The following is an 18,060-nucleotide window of genomic DNA, read 5'->3' as shown; positions in this document are numbered from 1 at the left end:
TTCCTCGGATTTGTAAAGCGTAACGAGGTTGGTCATGGCAGTGAACGAGAACGTTCCCGGTGTTACCGTGATGCCGGGAAAGAAAACTAAATCTTCGCGCGTTGGTCTGCACCCGCTGCATGAAGCTGCCATGCGCATCGCCGACATGGGGCTGAACCGGTCGAAAGCGAAGACACGCGATCTCGTCGGCATGCTTTTGACGCATGGTGCGCGCGCATGGCGCTCGACCCAGCCCCGCGCCGGCATTCACCTGCACGTGTCCGCGCCGGGCCGCCGTCATCCGCTCCGATTGCGCATCCATTGATTCCGAGAATTGCCGGGAGCGGCGCTCCCCTTCCGCCTAGAGAAGGCCGAGTTCCGCCAGTTCACGCCGCAACTCCAGCGGCATATCCGCCTCGCCGGAGGAAAGCGAAGCGAGATCGCGCGGCGCCTCCTTGTCCTGCAGGTAGCGCCATCCCTGAAAGGCGCGGCGCGGCTGAAGCTCGGTCTCCACCACTTCCGGCCCGAGGATAAGGTTGCAACGGCCTATGCCGTCGCTGTCGGTGAAGGTCTCTACGCCGATCAACAACTGCCGCGCCTGCACATGTCCTTTGATCACCCAGTAGAGCGACCCGCCGGCAAGGAGTTCCTCGGTGCGTTTGGGAACCATCCGGGTCGTATGGAACGAGTGAGGCTCCTGCCCGGCCGCAATCGCGGCCAGCGCCTTGCGCGACACCCATTCGCGCAAGTCCTCGACTGATTCTGCTCCGACGCAGAGCTTTATGAGATGCAACGCCATGAGAACCTTGAACACCCGTCCGCCGGCCGCGGTCAAGCGCGCTGAACCCGTTCGTCCACAATAGCAATGCCCGTCCGGCACTCACCATCCTATGACGGGATTGGGGCGGAAAACCGCGTTGGGTCGCGGCTTACGCGTTCCGGCAACGCCCAGGCGGAAGCATCAACACTCGACGACGTTCACCGCGAGACCGCCTGTGGAGGTTTCCTTGTATTTCTCGTTCATGTCGACGCCGGTCTGCCGCATGGTCTCGATACAGGCATCGAGCGGCACGAAATGTTTGCCATCCCCCTTGAGGGCGAGCGATGCCGCGGTGACCGCCTTGACGGCGCCAAGGGCGTTGCGCTCGATACAGGGCACCTGCACGAGGCCGGCGACAGGATCGCAGGTCATGCCGAGATGGTGCTCGAGAGCGATCTCGGCGGCGTTCTCGATCTGCTCCGGGGTGCCCCCCATGACTGCGGCCAGGCCGGCGGCAGCCATGGCGGAGGCCGAGCCGACTTCGCCCTGACAGCCTACCTCTGCGCCGGAGATCGAGGCATTGTGCTTGATGATGCCGCCGATCGCTGCAGCCGTCAGCAGATAGTCGCGGATACCCTCCTGATCGGCGTCGTCATGGAAATGCATGTAATAACGGATGGTCGCCGGAACGACGCCCGCGGCACCATTCGTCGGCGACGTCACGACACGGCCACCGGCGGCGTTCTCCTCGTTGACCGCCATCGCGTAGACGCTCAGCCAGTCGTTTGCGAGCAGCGGGTTGGTCTTGTTGGAGCGCCACTCCTCCTGAAGCTTGTCGTGAATCGAACGAGCCCGCCGGCGAACCTTCAGGCCGCCCGGCATGATGCCGTCCTGGCTCAAACCCCGGTCGATACAGCTCTTCATCGCCGCCCAAATTCGATCGAGGCCAGCGTCGAGCTCTTCCCTCGACATGGTGCATTCCTCATTCGCCCGCTTCATCTGGGCGATGGTGAGCCCAGACCGTGCGGCCATATCGAGCATCTGCTGCGCCGTCGCGAAGGGATAAGGCACCTTTACGCCCCCCGGCTTATTCTTGGCGGCCCGCATCGCCTCAAGCTCCGTGTCGGTCACGACGAAGCCACCACCGATCGAATAATAGATTCGCTTCAAGAGCAGCCGTCCGTCGCGATCGAAGGCCGAGAAGGACATGCCGTTGGCATGGCCGGGCAAAGGCACTTTCTTGTCGAAGACGAGATCCGTTTTCGGCTGGAATGCGTAGGGCGGATGCCCGGCGGGCGTGATGCGGCCCGTGCGCTCCACCGTGTCGATGATCGTGTCCATGCTGTCGGGGTCTACGAGATCCGGACGCTCGCCCATCAATCCAAGGATTACCGCGCGGCCGGTGCCATGGCCGATGCCCGTATGCGCCAGCGAACCATGCAGGCTGACCTTGATGGCGGCAACGCTCGCATGTGCCGGTCGCGGCCAGTCATCCGACAGGATGAGGTCGAGGAACCTGTTTGCCGCCGACATCGGTCCCATCGTGTGCGAACTCGAGGGGCCGATGCCGATCTTGAAAACGTCGAAGACGGAAAGAAACATAAACTGCCTGTCCTGGAGCACGGAAACGCGGTCGGGCATGCCACCCGAAGCGCCAGCCGATGATTGCAAGGTCGACGCCCGCATCGGCTCCTCCTTGAGCGCCTGCGGTGTCAGTTGTCCATAAATATAGGATCAAACCCTAAGCCATCCTATGCCGATCGATCAGGCGACCGACCGACATCGGATCTTGTTCGTGCGACATTACGCAAAAGCTTGCTTACAGAAAGGCTGCCATCGAATCAAAACGACGCGGTCCTTGGGAAACCGCGTCGCTCCGACGAAATGTTTTGATCTCAAAGGCCGCCGAAAAGGTAGGCCAGGACCAGAACGCCAGCGAAACCAGCTACGGCGCGAAGAGTCACGCCCCAGCACGACTTCTGTATTGTATTGTCCATGATGTCTCCGAGTACTCAGCGGTCGGCGAGTACGTATTCGCTACCCGCGCATGCGCCATGCATACTGAAGAATGTGTAAATGCGCAACGCCGAAATATGGCAAAATCGTGTCAAGACGAACTCGCAGTACACAACAGCGCGGGAGCATCAGCGCTTTTCCAGCGCCAAACGCGCGGCTTTGCACCCAATTTCCTTGCGAATTCGCCGCAATTGCGGCGCAATGATTAATCTCGCACGCGACTGTGTGCCGGGGGGCCGGTCTTGCATTTTCGAACAGCCGTGCCAAAAACGCATGCATGACCTTCGAAGATTACATCGCACTTGCCATCTTCGTCTTGCTATGGGGCGGTTTCAGTTGGGCAACCGACGGCCGACGCAATTTCACGCGTGTCAGCCTGACCCGGCTGATGAACGAAAACCGGCGGCGATGGATCCGCAACTCGCTCAACCGCGATCTGAAGATGATCGACACGCAGATCATCGCCGGGTTGCAGGCGGGCACCGCCTTTTTTGCCTCGACCACCATCTTCGCGCTCGGCGGCTGCTTTGCGCTGCTTGGCGCGACCGAACAGGTGCAGATGATCTTCAACGACCTTCCGCAGGTCTTTCGCGGCGGACGGACGGGCTTCGAACTGAAGGTCGGCGGGCTGACCTGCCTCTTCGGCTACTCCTTCTTCCAATTCGGCTGGTCCTATCGCCTGTTCAACTATTGCTCCATCCTGATGGGCGGCATTCCGATGACGGCGGAAATGACGCGCGACCGGCAGGCGGCCGAGAGGGCCGCGGAGCGTGCAATTCGCCTGAACATCCTGGCGGCCAAGCATTTCAATGCGGGATTGAGAGCGATCTTTCTGTCGATCGGTTATCTCGGCTGGTTCATCAGCCCCTATGTGTTCATCGTTCTCACCAGCTTCGTCATCTTCGTACTAACGCGCCGGCAGTTCTTTTCCGAGGCGAGAACCGCGCTCATCGAGGATGCTCACGAGGCTCTCAAGCACTAAGATCTGCGCTACTGCATTTTCCTTAGATCGTAGCCGATTCAAGGATAAAAACCTGCAGCAATTCAAAGTGCCACAGCGCCCTTACGCGTTTGATTAAGACGCGCGGCGCTGTAGGCAAACAAGCGCTGCCCCTCTGTGCGAAAAGCATTCGCGCGTGGCCGGCGCAAGCCAGACATGCGACCTTATCGCGAAACAGGATGGCCAGAGCCGATGTCCGAGAACACAGCAACGACGATCACCGAGACGCAGCGCTCTTCGTCGGGCGTGGACAAGCGTCGTCGGATCACGCTTTTGGACGCGCTCCGGGGCTTGGCGCTCGTTGCCATGGCGATCTATCACTTCGTCTGGGATCTCGAATTCTTCGGCTATGTGGCGGCGGGCACCGCGGGTACCGGCGGCTGGCGGCTTTTCGCCCGGCTGATTGCAAGCAGTTTCCTGTTCCTGGCGGGCTACAGCCTGGTGCTCGGCCAGCGCCCACATTTTCGCGCGGCCGCCTTCGCTCGCCGCTTCGTGAAGATCGCCGGCGCGGCGATGCTGATCAGCATTGCGACCTGGTTCGCCATCCCGGAATCTTTCATCTTCTTCGGCATCCTTCACTCGATCGCGGCGGCAAGCCTCGTCGGCCTCCTGTTCCTGCCGCTTCCCGCGATCGTCGCCTTTCTGGCCGCTGCCGCCGCCTTCGCAGCGCCTATCTACCTGCGCTCGGCTATCTTCGATGCGCCGCTGCTCTGGTGGGTTGGACTTTCCGAGACGGTCCCGCGCTCGAACGACTACGTACCTCTCCTTCCCTGGCTCGCGCCCTTTCTGGTCGGCCTCGGAACGGCAAAGCTGCTTCACCCGCTGCTCATGAGCCGCGGGGTGTCCGCGGAATCGGAGGAGAGCCGGAGCAACCTGTGGATCAAGCCGCTCGCCTTCGGAGGGCGTCACAGTCTGGCCGTATACCTCGTCCACCAGCCTCTACTTATCGGCCTCGTCTACCTCTTTGCCCAGATCGCACCCGCCGCAGCACCGGACCCGGCACAAGCCTACCGCGCGAATTGCGTGGCGGCCTGCAACCGCGGAGACCCCGCCGCGCCATGCGAAGCCTTCTGCGGCTGCACACTCGACCGGCTGAAAGAACAGAGCCTTTTCGAGGACTTAAACATGGGCAAGATCGACGTGAACACGGATGAACGCATTGCGCGAATCGCCAGTCAATGCACAATGGACGTGCAATCAGGGGACTAGGACATGAATGCCTATCGTGCCAAGCCGCTGAGTTTCCCATGGCCGCCCGTGCTCTATGGCGCGGCTGCTCTGGCTGCACTGGTTTTCAACCATTTCTTCCCGATCCCGGTGGCGAATGGACCCGGCTGGTTCGCATGGTTGGTCGGAGGCGCATTGATCTTTGCGGCGATCTCCATAGACCTGTGGGCTGTCAAGACGCTGCTCGATCGGCACACCGCGATCCTGCCGACACGATGCGCTACCTGCCTCGTTACCTGCGGCCCGTTTCGCTTCACCCGCAATCCGATTTATCTCGGTTACACGCTGCTGATGGTCGGCATCGGACTGGTTACGGCCAATCCATGGTTCTTCATCGCGGCGATCACGGCTGTGGCCCTGACGACCCTTTTTGTCATCCGCAATGAAGAGCAGCATTTGCTGTCGCGCTTCGGCTTCGAATTCGAACGGTATTGCCGTCACACCACCCGATGGATTTAAAACCGGTCAATAAAAAAGGTGGCGCGAAGCCACCTCTTCAATGATCTAGCTCTTTGAACCCACGCAACTCCGGACGGAAAACCATTATACACGTTTCCTGGAATTGCTCTGGCCTCAAGTGCCGACGCCGATCTCCGCGAGACGCGTCAGGCAGGCTTCCTCGACGTTGTCGAGCTCGGTAAGCGTGTCGTCGATATCCTTGCGTTTCTGCCGCAACTCCTCGCGTTTTTCCTCAACGCGCGTCATCAAAAGCTGCAGTTGGCCCATCTCGCCCGGCGGATCCTTGTAGACCTGAATGATCTCCCGGATCTCGGCAATGGTGAAGCCAATGCGCCGGCCGCGCAGGATTTCCTTGATGAGGTGACGGTCCGCCGGTCGAAACAGCCGCGTGCGGCCGCGACGCTCCGGATGAATAAGACCCTCATCCTCGTAGAAGCGCAGCGTTCGGGTCGAGATGCCGAATTCCCGTGTCAACTCAGTGATGCTATAGTATTTATTCACGCCGCCGTCCCATCAAAATTCGAGGCGCCACTATCGTTGACTTTGACGTAAAAGTCAAACAACGCCGAGTCCGTCACGTGACGTGGAACCACCAGGTGGCGATACCGAGAAAGCTGAAGAAGCCGGTGATGTCCGTGACCGCGGTGACGAAGACCGCCGAGGAAACGGCCGGATCGGCACCGGATTTTTCCAGAAGAAGCGGGATCATGATGCCGGCGAGGGCCGCGGCCATCATGTTGATCAGCATTGCCGTCGCGATGATGCCGCCGATATTGGGATCCTGAAACCACAGCCCCGCCACAAGACCGATGAACGTCCCGAAAATCATGCCGTTCAGAAGTCCAACTCCGGCTTCGCGGCGGATGATCCTCGGTGCATTGTGAATATCGAGGCCGCGCGTCGCAAGCGCCCTCACGGTCACGGTCATGGTCTGCGAGCCGGCGTTGCCGCCCATGCCGGCCACGATCGGCATCAGGATGGCCAAGGCCACGATCTGCTGGATGGTGGCGTCGAAAAGACCGATCACCGAGGCGGATATGCAGGCCGTCATCGAGTTGACGAAAAGCCACGGCACCCGAGAGCGCGAGGCTTCGGCAACGGAGTCGGACAATTCCTCGTCGCCGACGCCGCTCAGGCGCAGCAGGTCCTCTTCTGCCTCCTCCTGGATCACGTCGACCACATCGTCGATGGTCAGCACGCCCACGAGCCGGCCGTTGTCGTCGACGACGGCGGCCGACAGGAGGTCGTACTGCTCGAAGAGCTGGGCTGCCTCTTCCTGGTCCATCTCGGCGGGGACGGCATGGCTGGTGTCGCGCATGATGGCATCGACCTTGATCGAGCGCTTGGTGCGCAGCACACGGTCGAGATCGACGGTTCCGAGGAGCTTGAAGGTCGGGTCGATGACGAAGATCTGCGTGAAACTGTCAGGAAGATCCTCGTCCTCGCGCATGTAGTCGATCGTCTGGCCCACGGTCCAGAACGGCGGCACCGCAACGAACTCCGTCTGCATGCGCCGGCCGGCGGTGCTTTCCGGATAATCGAGCGAACGGCGCAGGCGAACGCGTTCGGTGAAGGGCAGCTTGGCGAGGATCTCTTCCTGGTCCTCCTGATCGAGGTCTTCCAGAATGTAGACCGCGTCGTCGGAGTCCATCTCCCCGATGGCCTCGGCAATCTGCTCGTTGGGCAGATGTTCGACGATATCGAGACGGATGGCCTCGTCGACCTCGGTCAGCGCCGATAGATCGAACTCCTTGCCGAGCAGCGAGACGAGCGCCAAGCGTTGTTCCGGCTGGATAGCCTCGAGAAGATCACCGAGCTCGGAGGCGTGAAGGCCGGCGACGTGCTGCCGCAGGTAGATCGTATCACGATCCGCAATCGCGGCGCCTACATGCATCAGGAAATCGGAACGCACGGAGCCGTCGTCGGCATAGATATCCGAGCCGTCATAAGCGGTGATTTCTTCCGGACCGCGGTCGTCGTCGCCGATATTGCTCATGGAGCCGCCCTCGAAAAAACAAAGCCGCCCGAATCAATTGGGTCGAAGATCCCGAAAGGCGAGCGTGCCATTTCAATTGATCGCCGTGCCCTCGCGAGCAAAACGGCGTCTTGCCTCGCCACAGCGCCCCGCTTTCCTCCTCGCAAAGTCGCTGTAACGTCTTGAATTACCGCGTGATTTTATCCTCGGATCGATTCCGACCCCGGAACTCATGCAGTAGCGCAAAGCTCCAGCGAGGTCCACAGCGCAGAAGGTGCGAATGAAGAACCGGCGAAAGTTTTGTTCAAGCTGTTGCAAATGCATATGAAACTCGTAGATCAATCAGCCGAAACGGCAGATGACAGCCGAGACGAAGAGCGACGCATGGCTATTCTCCCCATCGTACGATTTCCGCATCCGGCACTCGCTACTGCGGCTGAAACCATTGAACATTTCGACGACGATCTTCGGCAGCTCGCAACCGACCTTCTCGAGACGATGCGCGCCGCCCCTGGGATTGGCATTACCGCGAACCACGTCGGTGTTTTGCGACGGCTGATGGTGATCGAACTGGATCAGAAAAGCGGCGCGCGCACCTTCGTCAATCCCCAGATTATCTGGCAATCCGAGGATCTGATGCGGCATGCAGAAGGCAGCGTCTCAATGCCCGGTATTTCGGAGGAAGTCGAACGACCGCGCGCGATACGGGTGCGCTTTCAATCGCTGTCTGGAGGAACGCTCGAAGAATATGCCGAAGGACTGATGGCGATCTGCCTGCAGCACGAGATCGACCAGCTTTCCGGTATCTTCTGGACGCAGCGCCTTTCGCGGCTAAAACGCGAGCGCGCCATCAAGCGATTCGAAAAATTGACCAGAGCTGAGCGGTGATCCACAGTCCGATCAACTGAATGATTGCTTCCGCCGAAATACGTTTCATCAAGGGATACAATATGAAAGTCCTGCGCCTGATACCCGTCTTTGCATTTGTGTTGGCTGGATGCACGGCTGCTTCACCTGATCTCGAACCCCTCCCCGGCAGCCTCACTTATGGCGAGAAGGCGGCATCGCGTAGAACGCAAGCAGCGCCCGGCACGATGATCCAGAACCGCTTCCTGCATCAGGGGACCATGGTCTTCGAAACGTACGAGGTTCAGGCTGACCATTCCTACAAGCTCGTTCGCCGCAGCGTCGCGGACACCTGGCCCCCTCGCTGAGTTCGAAGCGTTCGAGGACAAATCGGCCACGAGGTCGTTGCGACCCGGAACATTTGTGATCGCCGTCTCGTTTTCCATTGATAGATCAGTGGAGATTATTCGATGACCAAGTACCTCGATGAACGCGGCGATCCGGTCTCGAAGACGCATGACGCGGACAGGGAGAAATTCTCGGCGCAGGAAACCAGGCAAGGCTCGCTCGGCGTCCGTGTCCTGGCGGTGTTGACCGGCGGACTGTTTCTCGCCTTGCTGGCCTGGGGCGCCGTCGAACTCTGGGGCGAAATCAACGACAACGATCAGGCAACGCAAACGGAGCAAGTTCAACCTGCTCCATCGCCCGAACAAACCGGCAGCGTCCAGGCACCCGCCCCCGCCGACGGCCAAGAGGCGTCCCCGACAGACAGAGATCCGACCGCCGAGTCGGGAACCGGTGGACCATCGCAACAGATCTCGCCCGACGGCACGGAGAAATGACGGGCCGTCGGTTGCCGTGATGCCGGGGTAATCATTCCTTCACCGGCCGACAGGCTCATTGTTTCATCGTAACCGTGAACCCGTCGAAACCACGCAACTCCGGAAAACCGTTACACACCACAGCCGCGCGACGGTCGCGCAGCGCTTAATCGCTGCACGTCTGATCCTTGAATCGGCTCGGATTTAGGAAGCATGCAGTGCCGTTTAATCGAGATCCAGCGCCGTCGAGCATTCATAGAGCACGTCATCCGTTTCCGCGTCGATGCCGGCCAGGCTGACGTCGTATCCCCAGAGATGGCGCACGTGACGAAGCGTGGCGTCGCGGCTCGCCTCGTCAAGGAGAATGCCGTTCTTGACGTTGTGCTGCAGGCGAAGATGGCGGTCGCCCAGGAGGTCAACATCCACGACCTGGATATCCGACTGGTTCGCCGCGACATCATAGTTGCGGGCAAGTGCAGTGCGGATGGTCTCGTAGCCGCGTTCATTGTGGATCGAGCCAACCTCGCAGTAATTGTCGCCAGCCTCGTCGGTCAGCAGGAACAGCCTGAATTTGCGGATCAACGCAGGGCTCAGATATTGCAGGATGAAGGATTCGTCGCGGTGGTTCGCCCAAGCATCGATCAACGTCTCGCGCCATTTGCCGCTGCCGGCGATCTCGGGAAACCAGTCGCGATCTTCCGATGTCGGATCGGTGCAGATGCGCTGGATGTCCTGCATCATGGCAAATCCCAGCGCATAGGGATTGATGCCGGGAAAGCGCGGATCGTCGAAAGAGGGCTGGAAGACCACGTTGGAGTGGCTGTGAAGAATTTCCAACATGGCGCCTTCACTGATCCTGCCCTGATCGAAGAGCCTGTTCATGATGGTGTAGTGCACGAAGGTCGCACATCCCTCGTTCATCACCTTCGTCTGCCGCTGTGGATAGAAGTACTGCGCGATAACGCGCACGATGCGAAGAAGCTCCCGCTGCCAGGGTTCAAGGATCAGGCTGGTCTTTTCCAGGAAGTAGAGCAGATTTTCTTCCGGCAGGTTAAGCGCCTTCTTTCGCTCCGAAGCGTCGCGCTCGGCGGCCTCCTTGGCGCTTTCGCCGTCGGCTGAAGGCGGAAGCGTTCTCCAAAGATCGCTGTAGGTCTGCTCCTCGTATTCCAGCCGCTCCCGGGCTCGCTCCCGCTCCTTCTCGGACGAAAGACGCGGTGGACGACGATAGCGGAAGACCCCCTGGTCCATGAGCGCGTGGGCGGAATCGAGAATGACCTCGACTTCGGACGTTCCGTAACGCTCCTCGCATTTGGTGATATATTTCTTGGCAAACTCCATATAGCTGAGGATGGCGCTGGCGTCGGTCCATTGCTGGAACAGGTAATTGTTCTTGAAAAAGTGGTTATGGCCGAAGGCCGCGTGCGCCGTCACCAGGGCCTGCATGGCCATGGTGTTTTCCTCCATCAGATAGGTGATGCAGGGATTGGAGTTGATGACCAGCTCGTAGGCGAGGCCGCGGCGGCCCTTGCGATAGAGATGTTCTTCGAAAACGAAACGCTTGCCGAAGGACCAGTGCTGATACATCAGCGGCATCCCGACCGAAGAATAGGCATCGAGCATCTGCTCGGACGAGATGATCTCGAGTTGGTTCGGATAGACGTCGAGCTGCAGTTCATCGAGTGCGATCGTTTCGATCGCATCATAGGTGCGCGACAGCGTTTCGAAGTTCCAATCGGAACCATGAAACAGAAGGTTTGAGGCTGCGCCCTTGGGCATTCCGGTCGCCTTTTCAGTTGCGCAGTTGCATGGTTGGCTGTCTGGCGAAAAGCTTCCGGAAGACCGGATAGATGTCCGATGGTCTCGCTATCCGCGTCATCTGGAAATTCGACCATTCGCTGTCGACCGTGCGGTAGGCGCGCCAGAGGGACGTACCGTTGTCGGTTGTACCGAAAATCTCCGTCTCGCGCTCATCTATGATTTCAACATAGGCATAATATTGGCAAAGGCGCATCACCTGCCGGTGGAGAAGCGAGACGCAAAGATCCGAATCCCCGGCGCTGTTCTCGCCGTCGGAGGCCTGAGCGGCATAGATGTTCCACTCCCGTGCCGGATAACGCTCCTCAATGATGCGGAGCATCTCCTCCAGAGCCGTGGAAACAACGGTGCCACCACTCTGCTTGCTGTAGAAGAAGGTATTTTCGTCAACCTCCCCTGCCTCATCCGTGTGACGAATGAAGACGATATCTATCCGCTCGTAACGTCGTTTGAGGAAGAGATGCAGCAGGACGAAGAAGCGCTTGGCCAGGTCCTTCTCCCGCTCGCCCATCGAGGCTGAAACGTCCATCAGGCAAAACATCACGGCGCTTGCGTTCGGCAGCGGCTGCGGTTCGAAGCGATTGAAGCGGATATCGACGGGATCGACATAGGCGATGCGCCGGCGGCGGCGCTCCAGCTTGTCCAATTCCTGGCGCAACGCCTCGATGCGCTTCTGGTGGATGCGACCGGCGTTCTGTTCCGCCTCCAATTTGGCGATTTCTTCGGAGATTGCGGCCAGTTCCGCGCGTCGCGGCCGCCGCAGCGCGATGCGGCGGCCATAGCTGTTGCGCATTGTGCGCCCCACATTGATGTTCGTGGGAGACCCGGATGTCGCGAAGCCGGCCCGACGCCGCTTGAACGCCACCGACTCTTTCAGATTGAGCTTCACCATGTCCGGAAGCTCAAGATCTTCGAAAAACAGATCGAGGACCTCGTCGCGCGACAGCACGAACTGGAAATCGTCCTCGCTCTCACCGGTTCCCGCGCCGGAGCCTGAGGCACCGCCGCGCGCACTTGGTTTCGGGATGCGATCGCCCGGCGAGAATTCATGATTGCCGGGCAGGATATACTGCCTCTCGCCGCTGTTTGGCGAAGGCTGGAAGGATGGTTCACCGACGCCGCGCTCGGGCATGGGCACACGGTGCTCGGCATCCACGTCGGCGATCTTGCCTGCTTTGATCTGCTCCTTGATCGTCCGTTTCAGCTCTTCCCGCGCCCGTTTCAGGAAACGCCGTCGGTTGCCGAGACTCTTGTCCTTCGGGTTAAGACGGCGGTCGATGAAATTCGGCATTGGCAAACCCCCGTGCGCATCTTCAGCCCGCCTTGTTCACTCGCATGTACCAGTCGACGAGCCGCCGAACCTGCCGTTCGGTATATCCGCGTTCAATCATGCGCTGGACGAACTCGGCATGCTGTTTCTCGGTCGCGCTGTCCTTCTTGGAGCCGAAGCTGATGACTGGCAGCAGATCCTCGACCTGGCCGAACATACGCTTTTCGATGACTTCGCGCAGCTTTTCATAACTCGTCCAGGAGGGATTGCGGCCGCTGTTCTTGGCGCGGGCACGCAATGTGAACTTCACGACCTCGTTGCGGAAGTCCTTCGGATTGGCGATACCCGCCGGCTTCTCGATCTGCGACAGCTCGCTATCGAGAACCTTCCGATTGAGGATCTGTCCGGTGTCGGGATCCTTGAAGTCCTGATCTTCAAGCCATGCGTCAGCATAGGCGATATACCGGTCGAAAAGGTTCTGACCATATTCGCTATAGGATTCCAGATAGGCCTTCTGGATCTCGTGGCCTATGAATTCGGCATAGCGCGTGGCCAATTCCGACTTGATGAAGTCGAGATAGGCTGCCTCGGTTTCCTTGGGAAACTGCTCACGTTTGATCGCCTGCTCCATGATGTACATCAGATGCACGGGATCGGCAGCGACCTCCTTGGTGTCGTAGTTGAACGTCTCCGACAGCACCTTGAAGGCAAAGCGGGTGCTGACGCCCGTCATGCCCTCGTCCACGCCGGCGGCGTCACGATATTCCTGTACCGATTTGGCCTTCGGATCGGTGTCCTTCAGGTTCTCGCCGTCATAGACCCGCATCTTCGTGTAAAGCGGAGAGTTCTCGTGCGGCGTAAGGCGGGTCGACACCGTGAACCGGCTCAGGCACTCCAGAACTTCCGGCGCGCAAGGATTGTCGACCAACTCGCTTTCACGAAGGAGCTTCTCGTAGATCAGCTTCTCTTCGGTGACGCGCAGGCAATAGGGCACCTTGACCACCAGAATGCGGTCGAGGAATGCCTCATTGTTCTTGTTGTTCTTGAACTGAAGCCACTCGGATTCGTTGGAATGCGCCAGCACGGTACCCTGATAGGGAAACGCGCCGAAATTCTCGGTGCCGTTGTAGTTGCCCTCCTGTGTCGCTGTCAGCAGCGGGTGGAGAACCTTAATCGGCGCCTTGAACATCTCCACGAATTCAAGCAGGCCCTGCGTGGTGCGGTTCAGCCCGCCGCTGTACGAATAGGCGTCCGGGTCGGCCTGGCTGTAGTTCTCGAGCTGGCGGATGTCGACCTTGCCGACGAGCGAGGAGACGTCCTGGTTATTTTCGTCGCCCGGCTCGGTCTTCGCGATGCCAATCTGGCGCAAGCGGGACGGCACCAGTTTGACGACGCTGAATTTCGAGATATCGCCGCCGACTTCGTCCAGCCGCTTGGCAGCCCAGGGCGAGATCAGCCCTGTGAGCCGCCGCCTGGCAATCCCGTACTTGTCCTCGAGAAGATCGGCCATGCGTTCCGGGTGGAACAGACCGAGCGGCGATTCGAACACGGGGCTGATCTTGCCGTTGACCATCAACGTATAGATCGGCCGCTGCTCCATCAGCTTCTTGAGGCGCTCCGCCAACGAAGACTTGCCTCCGCCGACCGGTCCCAGCAGGTAAAGAATTTGCTTGCGCTCTTCCAAACCCTGGGCTGCATAGCGGAAATACCCGACAATGCGCTCGATCGTATCCTCCATGCCATAGAAGTCGGAGAATGAGGGATAGATCTTGATCGTTCGATTGGCGAAAATTCGGCCAAGACGCTCGTCCGCGCTCGTGTCGACGAGGGTCGGCTCTCCAATAGCTTCCACCATCCGCTCCTGCGCGGTGGCATACATACTCTTATCGTCGCGGCAGGCGAGGAGATATTCTTGCAGACTTATCTCTTCTTGCGCTGCGCTCGTATAGATCTCTGAAAAGAGATCGAAGACGTCAGATTCACTCCTTGTCATCATGCTCTCCCGCGGGAGGCCGGTTAACCGAGACGGGTTCGCTGCCTGTTGGCTCCCTGCTTACAGTGAACTGTTTCCTGCCTCCAAAGTTCCTTCAACACGTTGCGGTTTAGCCAGCGGATGCCGAAGCAGTGGCCAACGGTGAGCACCCGCCTTCTCGGTACGGCGCGCGGCGCTTTCCACAGGCGCAACGGGCACCGTAATACTTTGAATTGCTACAGATCTTATCCTAAAAGTCGAATCGGATATAAGAAATCATGCAGCAGGTTCGCCGCTCTGTCACCCCATCATATTGACCGCTTTTCACAATTCCGCGATGAGGATGGGGGATCGCATCCAGGCTCTACCGTCGTCTCCGTAGTCCGAATTCGGGCCGGACGAAAATTCTGCAGAGACCCCACGGCCAGATTCTGGCACAAGTGCGGCGGCGGCTCCATTTCGCTTGCTCGTTACAGCATGCGTCGGCGACACCGCTCGATAGCTCTTCTAACAACACAATATGGCATTTTGGTCGCGGGTGCTACCGGAGGCAATTGTTTGGAGTTTCCGGCGTCGAAGTGCGAGTAACGTGTGCACATGCCCGCATTGCGCGGCGCTGCGGGCACAACCGGCCGTGGCGTCACTGACAGCCAATCCCCAGAAATGAAAAACCCCGTAGAACCGGACGGTTACGGGGGCTTCTTAGTCTAATTTGGTGCGGTCGAGAAGACTCGAACTTCCACGGGTTGCCCCACAGCGACCTCAACGCTGCGCGTCTACCAATTCCGCCACGACCGCATCGTGGTAGGTGCCGATTGCGTCGGCGGGGGTGCATGTAGCAAAAGCATCTGGGGTGCACAAGGGCAAGACGACAGAAATTTGACGAGAAAAGAAACTATTTCAACAGCGCCCTCGCGAGGTGTTGGAAATGCTGGACTCTTGGCGCGCGCCATCCCATTTACGGAGCCGGGAAAACCAGGAATACGGCCTCATGCAGCGCGACAATCTCAGCCAAAACATGTTCGCACCGCCGGGTTCGCCGGCCGTGCGCTGGCGGATCGCCCCCTCCATCGTCGATTATCCACAGGCGGTCGAAATCATGGAACGGGAAGCCGCGGCGATCGCGGCCGGCACCGCGGACGAATTGGTCTGGCTGGTCGAGCATCCACCTCTTTATACGGCGGGCACCAGCGCCGATGCCTCCGACCTGGTGATGCCCGACCGCTTCCCCGTCTTTGCGAGCGGCCGAGGCGGCGAATACACCTATCACGGTCCGGGCCAAAGAGTCGTCTATGCCATGCTTGACCTGAAACGGCGCCGGCAGGATGTGCGCGCCTTTGTCGCAGCGCTCGAGGCAGTCATTATTACCACGCTCGATTCGATGAATGTCAAAGGCGAACGCCGGGAGGACCGGGTCGGCGTCTGGGTGCGTCGTCCGGAAAAGCCGCTTCTGCCAGACGGATCCGAGGCCGAGGACAAGATCGCCGCCATCGGCATCCGGCTGCGCAAGTGGGTAAGCTTCCATGGCTTCGCGCTGAATGTCGATCCCGACCTCGACCATTTCGGGGGTATCGTTCCCTGCGGCATCCGCGGCTATGGTGTCACGAGCCTGGTCGACCTTGGTCTGCCCGTCATGATGCCGGACGTCGATATTCGACTGAGAGAGGCATTCGAAACGGTCTTCGGGCCGACACGGGCCGAAAGCGAGGGACACTTGATCTGAGGACCAGCAACCCGGACCGCCGGCCGGCGAGACTCACGCCGACTTTCGCCTCTGCGCCATGCGCTCTCGCCAGATAATATACAGTCCGGATGCGACGATCACGAGAATGCCGAGCCACTTCGACGGCGTCGGAAAGTCTTCAAAGACGATATAGCCGAGCGCCGTCGCCGAGACGATCTCGAAATAGTGGAACGGCGCAAGCAGCGATATCGGTGCCGCTTGGAATGCCTTGACGACGAGGAGATGGCCCCAGCCGGAAATGGCCCCTAGAGCAACGACGAGCACCCAGCCAAGCGCCGATTGCGGCAGCGACGGTTCGAAGTCGACGGCACCCATCCCATTGCCGAAGGCGATCACGGCGGCCATGAACAGCGTTCCCCCTATTCCGGCAACGGTCTGCATGGTCAGCGGTGGATCGGCGTTGCCGACCGCGCGGTTGAGGAAAAGGTAGCAGGCAAAGAGGAAGGCGCAGGCGACCGGCAGCAGCGACGTCAGCCCGAAGATGGCAAAGCTCGGCTGGATGACGACCATTGCGCCGCCGAAACCGACCGCGATCGCCGACCATCGGCGCCATCCCACCTTCTCGCGCAGGATAAGCGCCGAAAGGCATGTCAGAATGAACGGTTCGACGAAGTAGATGGCGAACACGTCCGCGAGTGGCATGTATTTCACTGAAACGAAGAAAAAGAGCGCCGCCGCCGCGAGCAGCACCCCGCGAAGAATATTTGGCCAGAGCCGCTTCGGATAGAACGCCCGCACGCCGCCTGCCGAGAGCAACAACGGCGCCGTCGATACGAGTTGAAAGAAGAAGCGATAGAAGGTCACTTGGCCGGGCGACATGCCCTCATAGACCGCCATGTATTTTGCAATGGCATCCATGCAGGGGAGGATGAGCATGGCGAAAAGCATGATCGCCACGCCCCGCATGACCGTATTATGCGGCGCAGCGGCCGTTGGCACATATTCATTCATGGGCAGATTTCCAATATCGGGGCCGAACTTAACCCGTTTCGTCGAGGTTTCAACGCGCGACGGATAGTGAGCCGCATTTGACAGGGTTTTTGGCGTTTCGAGGTGGTCCGTCGACAGGGGAATGCCTATAAGCTCATTTCACTCTCGCCCCGCAGCGGGAAGCCAGGGGCGCTTCCGGCAACTATCCGGGACCTTTGAACGTAACAGTGCCAAGGGAGAAAGCCATGCGCTTATCGACCGAAACCATGATCGCGCGTCTTCGCGAAACAGGAGACGGCGACACGCTTGGGGGACGCATCTGGAGGGCCCGCGACGCCGCGAACCTCTCGATGAAGGACCTGGCGGATCAGCTTGGCGTACGCTGCGAAACAGTGGCAGCGTGGGAACGCGACCGCGCCGAACCTCGTACCAACCGCCTCTTCATGTTGGCTGGCGTGCTGGGTGTCACTCCGGCCTGGCTGATTGCCGGCATCGGTCGCGCACCGGACGACGATGCAGCCGTTGCCTCGAGGGAAGCGCTTCGCGAGCAGCTCGATCTCGTCAAGAAACTGCACGCTCAGACCGGTGAGGCCATCGCGGCGCTGGAAGCGGAACTCGACCGTATCCAGCAGACTATTCGCTCAAAAGGATGAACAAGGCTGAAGCGCGTTTTCCGCCCGTTTCCCATTTAACGTAGTAAAATAGCTTAAAGCCGATTCCAGCTTATCACAGCGATTGCCACGGCATCGACGATCGCAATCGCTGCCTGCAAACACTTGCATTCAAGGGAGAAGAGACATGGACGTACGCGCCGCCGTCGCCACTGAGGCCGGCAAACCTCTGGAAATCATGACGGTTCAGCTCGAAGGGCCGAAGGCCGGCGAGGTGCTGGTCGAGGTCAAGGCGACCGGCATCTGCCACACCGATGATTTCACGCTCTCGGGCGCCGATCCGGAAGGGCTGTTCCCGGCGATCCTCGGCCACGAGGGCGCCGGCATCGTCGTCGATGTCGGCCCCGGCGTCACGAGCGTCAAGAAGGGCGACCACGTCATTCCGCTCTATACCCCGGAATGCCGCTCGTGCCCCTCCTGCCTGTCGCGCAAGACCAATCTCTGCACCGCCATCCGCGCCACCCAGGGGCAAGGGTTGATGCCCGACGGCACCTCGCGGTTTTCGCTCAACGGCGAGAAGCTCCACCACTACATGGGCTGCTCGACCTTTGCGAACTTCACCGTGCTGCCGGAGA

The 18,060-nt window shown here is 59.7% G+C and carries 18 protein-coding genes and 1 tRNA gene; 10 read left to right on the top strand and 9 right to left on the bottom strand.

Annotated elements, in window-relative coordinates:
* Positions 1-34 precede the first annotated feature (34 nt).
* Complete coding sequence (locus tag QN224_RS21770; RefSeq protein ID WP_283978333.1) at positions 35-304, top strand: hypothetical protein; 270 nt, start codon at positions 35-37, stop codon at positions 302-304.
* Positions 305-340: 36 nt separating this feature from the next.
* On the opposite strand, the gene QN224_RS21765 is transcribed toward QN224_RS21770, so the two are convergent.
* Together QN224_RS21765 and QN224_RS21760 are read right to left on the bottom strand one after the other, a co-directional pair.
* Positions 341-778 carry a DUF1489 family protein gene (locus tag QN224_RS21765; protein ID WP_283978526.1) on the bottom strand — a complete coding sequence of 146 codons (438 nt, stop codon included), beginning with the start codon at positions 776-778 and terminating at the stop codon, positions 341-343.
* Positions 779-940: 162 nt separating this feature from the next.
* The gene (locus tag QN224_RS21760) at positions 941-2,341 is read right to left on the bottom strand and encodes an L-serine ammonia-lyase (RefSeq protein ID WP_283978525.1); all 1,401 of its coding nucleotides are present in this window, start codon (positions 2,339-2,341) and stop codon (positions 941-943) included.
* A 691-nt stretch (positions 2,342-3,032) separates the two neighbouring features.
* Between QN224_RS21760 and QN224_RS21755 the strand changes: the two genes are divergently transcribed.
* The 3 genes from QN224_RS21755 to QN224_RS21745 all read left to right on the top strand — a co-directional run bounded on the left by QN224_RS21755 (position 3,033) and on the right by QN224_RS21745 (position 5,441).
* The gene (locus QN224_RS21755; RefSeq protein WP_173512647.1) at positions 3,033-3,737 is read left to right on the top strand and encodes a DUF599 domain-containing protein; all 705 of its coding nucleotides are present in this window, start codon (positions 3,033-3,035) and stop codon (positions 3,735-3,737) included.
* Positions 3,738-3,947: 210 nt separating this feature from the next.
* Complete coding sequence (locus QN224_RS21750; protein ID WP_283978332.1) at positions 3,948-4,964, top strand: DUF1624 domain-containing protein; 1,017 nt, start codon at positions 3,948-3,950, stop codon at positions 4,962-4,964.
* Positions 4,965-4,967: 3 nt separating this feature from the next.
* A complete protein-coding gene (locus tag QN224_RS21745) occupies positions 4,968-5,441 on the top strand; it encodes an isoprenylcysteine carboxylmethyltransferase family protein (RefSeq protein ID WP_173512645.1) in 474 nt (157 codons plus the stop codon).
* 114 nt (positions 5,442-5,555) lie between these two features.
* On the opposite strand, the gene QN224_RS21740 is transcribed toward QN224_RS21745, so the two are convergent.
* On the bottom strand, positions 5,556-5,942 hold the full coding sequence (locus tag QN224_RS21740; RefSeq protein ID WP_283978331.1) for a MerR family DNA-binding transcriptional regulator: 387 nt from the start codon (positions 5,940-5,942) through the stop codon (positions 5,556-5,558).
* 73 nt (positions 5,943-6,015) lie between these two features.
* A complete protein-coding gene (mgtE, locus tag QN224_RS21735) occupies positions 6,016-7,437 on the bottom strand; it encodes a magnesium transporter (RefSeq protein WP_269276308.1) in 1,422 nt (473 codons plus the stop codon).
* 363 nt (positions 7,438-7,800) lie between these two features.
* Between mgtE and QN224_RS21730 the strand changes: the two genes are divergently transcribed.
* The 3 genes from QN224_RS21730 to QN224_RS21720 all read left to right on the top strand — a co-directional run bounded on the left by QN224_RS21730 (position 7,801) and on the right by QN224_RS21720 (position 9,104).
* Complete coding sequence (locus QN224_RS21730) at positions 7,801-8,304, top strand: peptide deformylase (RefSeq protein ID WP_283978524.1); 504 nt, start codon at positions 7,801-7,803, stop codon at positions 8,302-8,304.
* 62 nt (positions 8,305-8,366) lie between these two features.
* The gene (locus tag QN224_RS21725; protein ID WP_269276309.1) at positions 8,367-8,630 is read left to right on the top strand and encodes a hypothetical protein; all 264 of its coding nucleotides are present in this window, start codon (positions 8,367-8,369) and stop codon (positions 8,628-8,630) included.
* A gap of 102 nt (positions 8,631-8,732) precedes the next feature.
* On the top strand, positions 8,733-9,104 hold the full coding sequence (locus QN224_RS21720; RefSeq protein WP_173512641.1) for a hypothetical protein: 372 nt from the start codon (positions 8,733-8,735) through the stop codon (positions 9,102-9,104).
* A gap of 204 nt (positions 9,105-9,308) precedes the next feature.
* Here the strand turns inward: QN224_RS21720 and QN224_RS21715 are convergent, their stop codons facing one another.
* From QN224_RS21715 to QN224_RS21700, 4 genes are all read right to left on the bottom strand, one after another.
* Complete coding sequence (locus tag QN224_RS21715; RefSeq protein ID WP_283978330.1) at positions 9,309-10,859, bottom strand: SpoVR family protein; 1,551 nt, start codon at positions 10,857-10,859, stop codon at positions 9,309-9,311.
* A 13-nt stretch (positions 10,860-10,872) separates the two neighbouring features.
* A complete protein-coding gene (locus QN224_RS21710; protein WP_269276310.1) occupies positions 10,873-12,189 on the bottom strand; it encodes a YeaH/YhbH family protein in 1,317 nt (438 codons plus the stop codon).
* Between the two features lie 22 nt (positions 12,190-12,211).
* Entirely contained in the window at positions 12,212-14,161 is a 1,950-nt protein-coding gene (locus QN224_RS21705) for a PrkA family serine protein kinase (protein WP_283978329.1), read from the bottom strand.
* 692 nt (positions 14,162-14,853) lie between these two features.
* Positions 14,854-14,938 (bottom strand) — tRNA-Leu (locus QN224_RS21700).
* A 193-nt stretch (positions 14,939-15,131) separates the two neighbouring features.
* Between QN224_RS21700 and lipB the strand changes: the two genes are divergently transcribed.
* The gene (gene lipB / locus QN224_RS21695; protein ID WP_283978328.1) at positions 15,132-15,863 is read left to right on the top strand and encodes a lipoyl(octanoyl) transferase LipB; all 732 of its coding nucleotides are present in this window, start codon (positions 15,132-15,134) and stop codon (positions 15,861-15,863) included.
* 33 nt (positions 15,864-15,896) lie between these two features.
* Here lipB and QN224_RS21690 read toward each other — a convergent pair whose 3' ends face one another.
* On the bottom strand, positions 15,897-16,835 hold the full coding sequence (locus QN224_RS21690) for a DMT family transporter (RefSeq protein ID WP_283978327.1): 939 nt from the start codon (positions 16,833-16,835) through the stop codon (positions 15,897-15,899).
* A 224-nt stretch (positions 16,836-17,059) separates the two neighbouring features.
* Between QN224_RS21690 and QN224_RS21685 the strand changes: the two genes are divergently transcribed.
* Together QN224_RS21685 and QN224_RS21680 are read left to right on the top strand one after the other, a co-directional pair.
* Positions 17,060-17,467 (top strand): helix-turn-helix domain-containing protein, encoded by a 408-nt coding sequence (locus QN224_RS21685; protein WP_283978326.1) that lies wholly within the window; start codon positions 17,060-17,062, stop codon positions 17,465-17,467.
* Positions 17,468-17,612: 145 nt separating this feature from the next.
* Positions 17,613-18,060 (top strand): alcohol dehydrogenase catalytic domain-containing protein (locus QN224_RS21680; RefSeq protein WP_283978325.1); only part of this gene is annotated, 448 nt, incomplete at its 3' end.

Source organism: Sinorhizobium sp. 7-81, assembly GCF_030124405.1.
Taxonomy (GTDB): domain Bacteria; phylum Pseudomonadota; class Alphaproteobacteria; order Rhizobiales; family Rhizobiaceae; genus Sinorhizobium; species Sinorhizobium psoraleae.
This window is presented reverse-complemented; position numbering and strand designations above follow the sequence as displayed.

Bases quoted from the DNA above. Each gene is read 5' to 3' on its own strand.
- QN224_RS21710 (WP_269276310.1), bottom strand. From the start codon at position 12,189: ATGCCGAATTTCATCGACCGCCGTCTTAACCCGAAGGACAAGAGTCTC.
- QN224_RS21715 (WP_283978330.1), bottom strand. From the start codon at position 10,859: ATGCCCAAGGGCGCAGCCTCAAACCTTCTGTTTCATGGTTCCGATTGG.
- mgtE (WP_269276308.1), bottom strand. From the start codon at position 7,437: ATGAGCAATATCGGCGACGACGACCGCGGTCCGGAAGAAATCACCGCT.
- QN224_RS21725 (WP_269276309.1), top strand. From the start codon at position 8,367: ATGAAAGTCCTGCGCCTGATACCCGTCTTTGCATTTGTGTTGGCTGGA.
- QN224_RS21745 (WP_173512645.1), top strand. From the start codon at position 4,968: ATGAATGCCTATCGTGCCAAGCCGCTGAGTTTCCCATGGCCGCCCGTG.
- QN224_RS21750 (WP_283978332.1), top strand. From the start codon at position 3,948: ATGTCCGAGAACACAGCAACGACGATCACCGAGACGCAGCGCTCTTCG.
- QN224_RS21755 (WP_173512647.1), top strand. From the start codon at position 3,033: ATGACCTTCGAAGATTACATCGCACTTGCCATCTTCGTCTTGCTATGG.
- QN224_RS21760 (WP_283978525.1), bottom strand. From the start codon at position 2,341: ATGTTTCTTTCCGTCTTCGACGTTTTCAAGATCGGCATCGGCCCCTCG.
- QN224_RS21720 (WP_173512641.1), top strand. From the start codon at position 8,733: ATGACCAAGTACCTCGATGAACGCGGCGATCCGGTCTCGAAGACGCAT.
- QN224_RS21765 (WP_283978526.1), bottom strand. From the start codon at position 778: ATGGCGTTGCATCTCATAAAGCTCTGCGTCGGAGCAGAATCAGTCGAG.
- lipB (WP_283978328.1), top strand. From the start codon at position 15,132: ATGCAGCGCGACAATCTCAGCCAAAACATGTTCGCACCGCCGGGTTCG.
- QN224_RS21730 (WP_283978524.1), top strand. From the start codon at position 7,801: ATGGCTATTCTCCCCATCGTACGATTTCCGCATCCGGCACTCGCTACT.
- QN224_RS21770 (WP_283978333.1), top strand. From the start codon at position 35: ATGGCAGTGAACGAGAACGTTCCCGGTGTTACCGTGATGCCGGGAAAG.
- QN224_RS21685 (WP_283978326.1), top strand. From the start codon at position 17,060: ATGCGCTTATCGACCGAAACCATGATCGCGCGTCTTCGCGAAACAGGA.
- QN224_RS21705 (WP_283978329.1), bottom strand. From the start codon at position 14,161: ATGACAAGGAGTGAATCTGACGTCTTCGATCTCTTTTCAGAGATCTAT.
- QN224_RS21690 (WP_283978327.1), bottom strand. From the start codon at position 16,835: ATGAATGAATATGTGCCAACGGCCGCTGCGCCGCATAATACGGTCATG.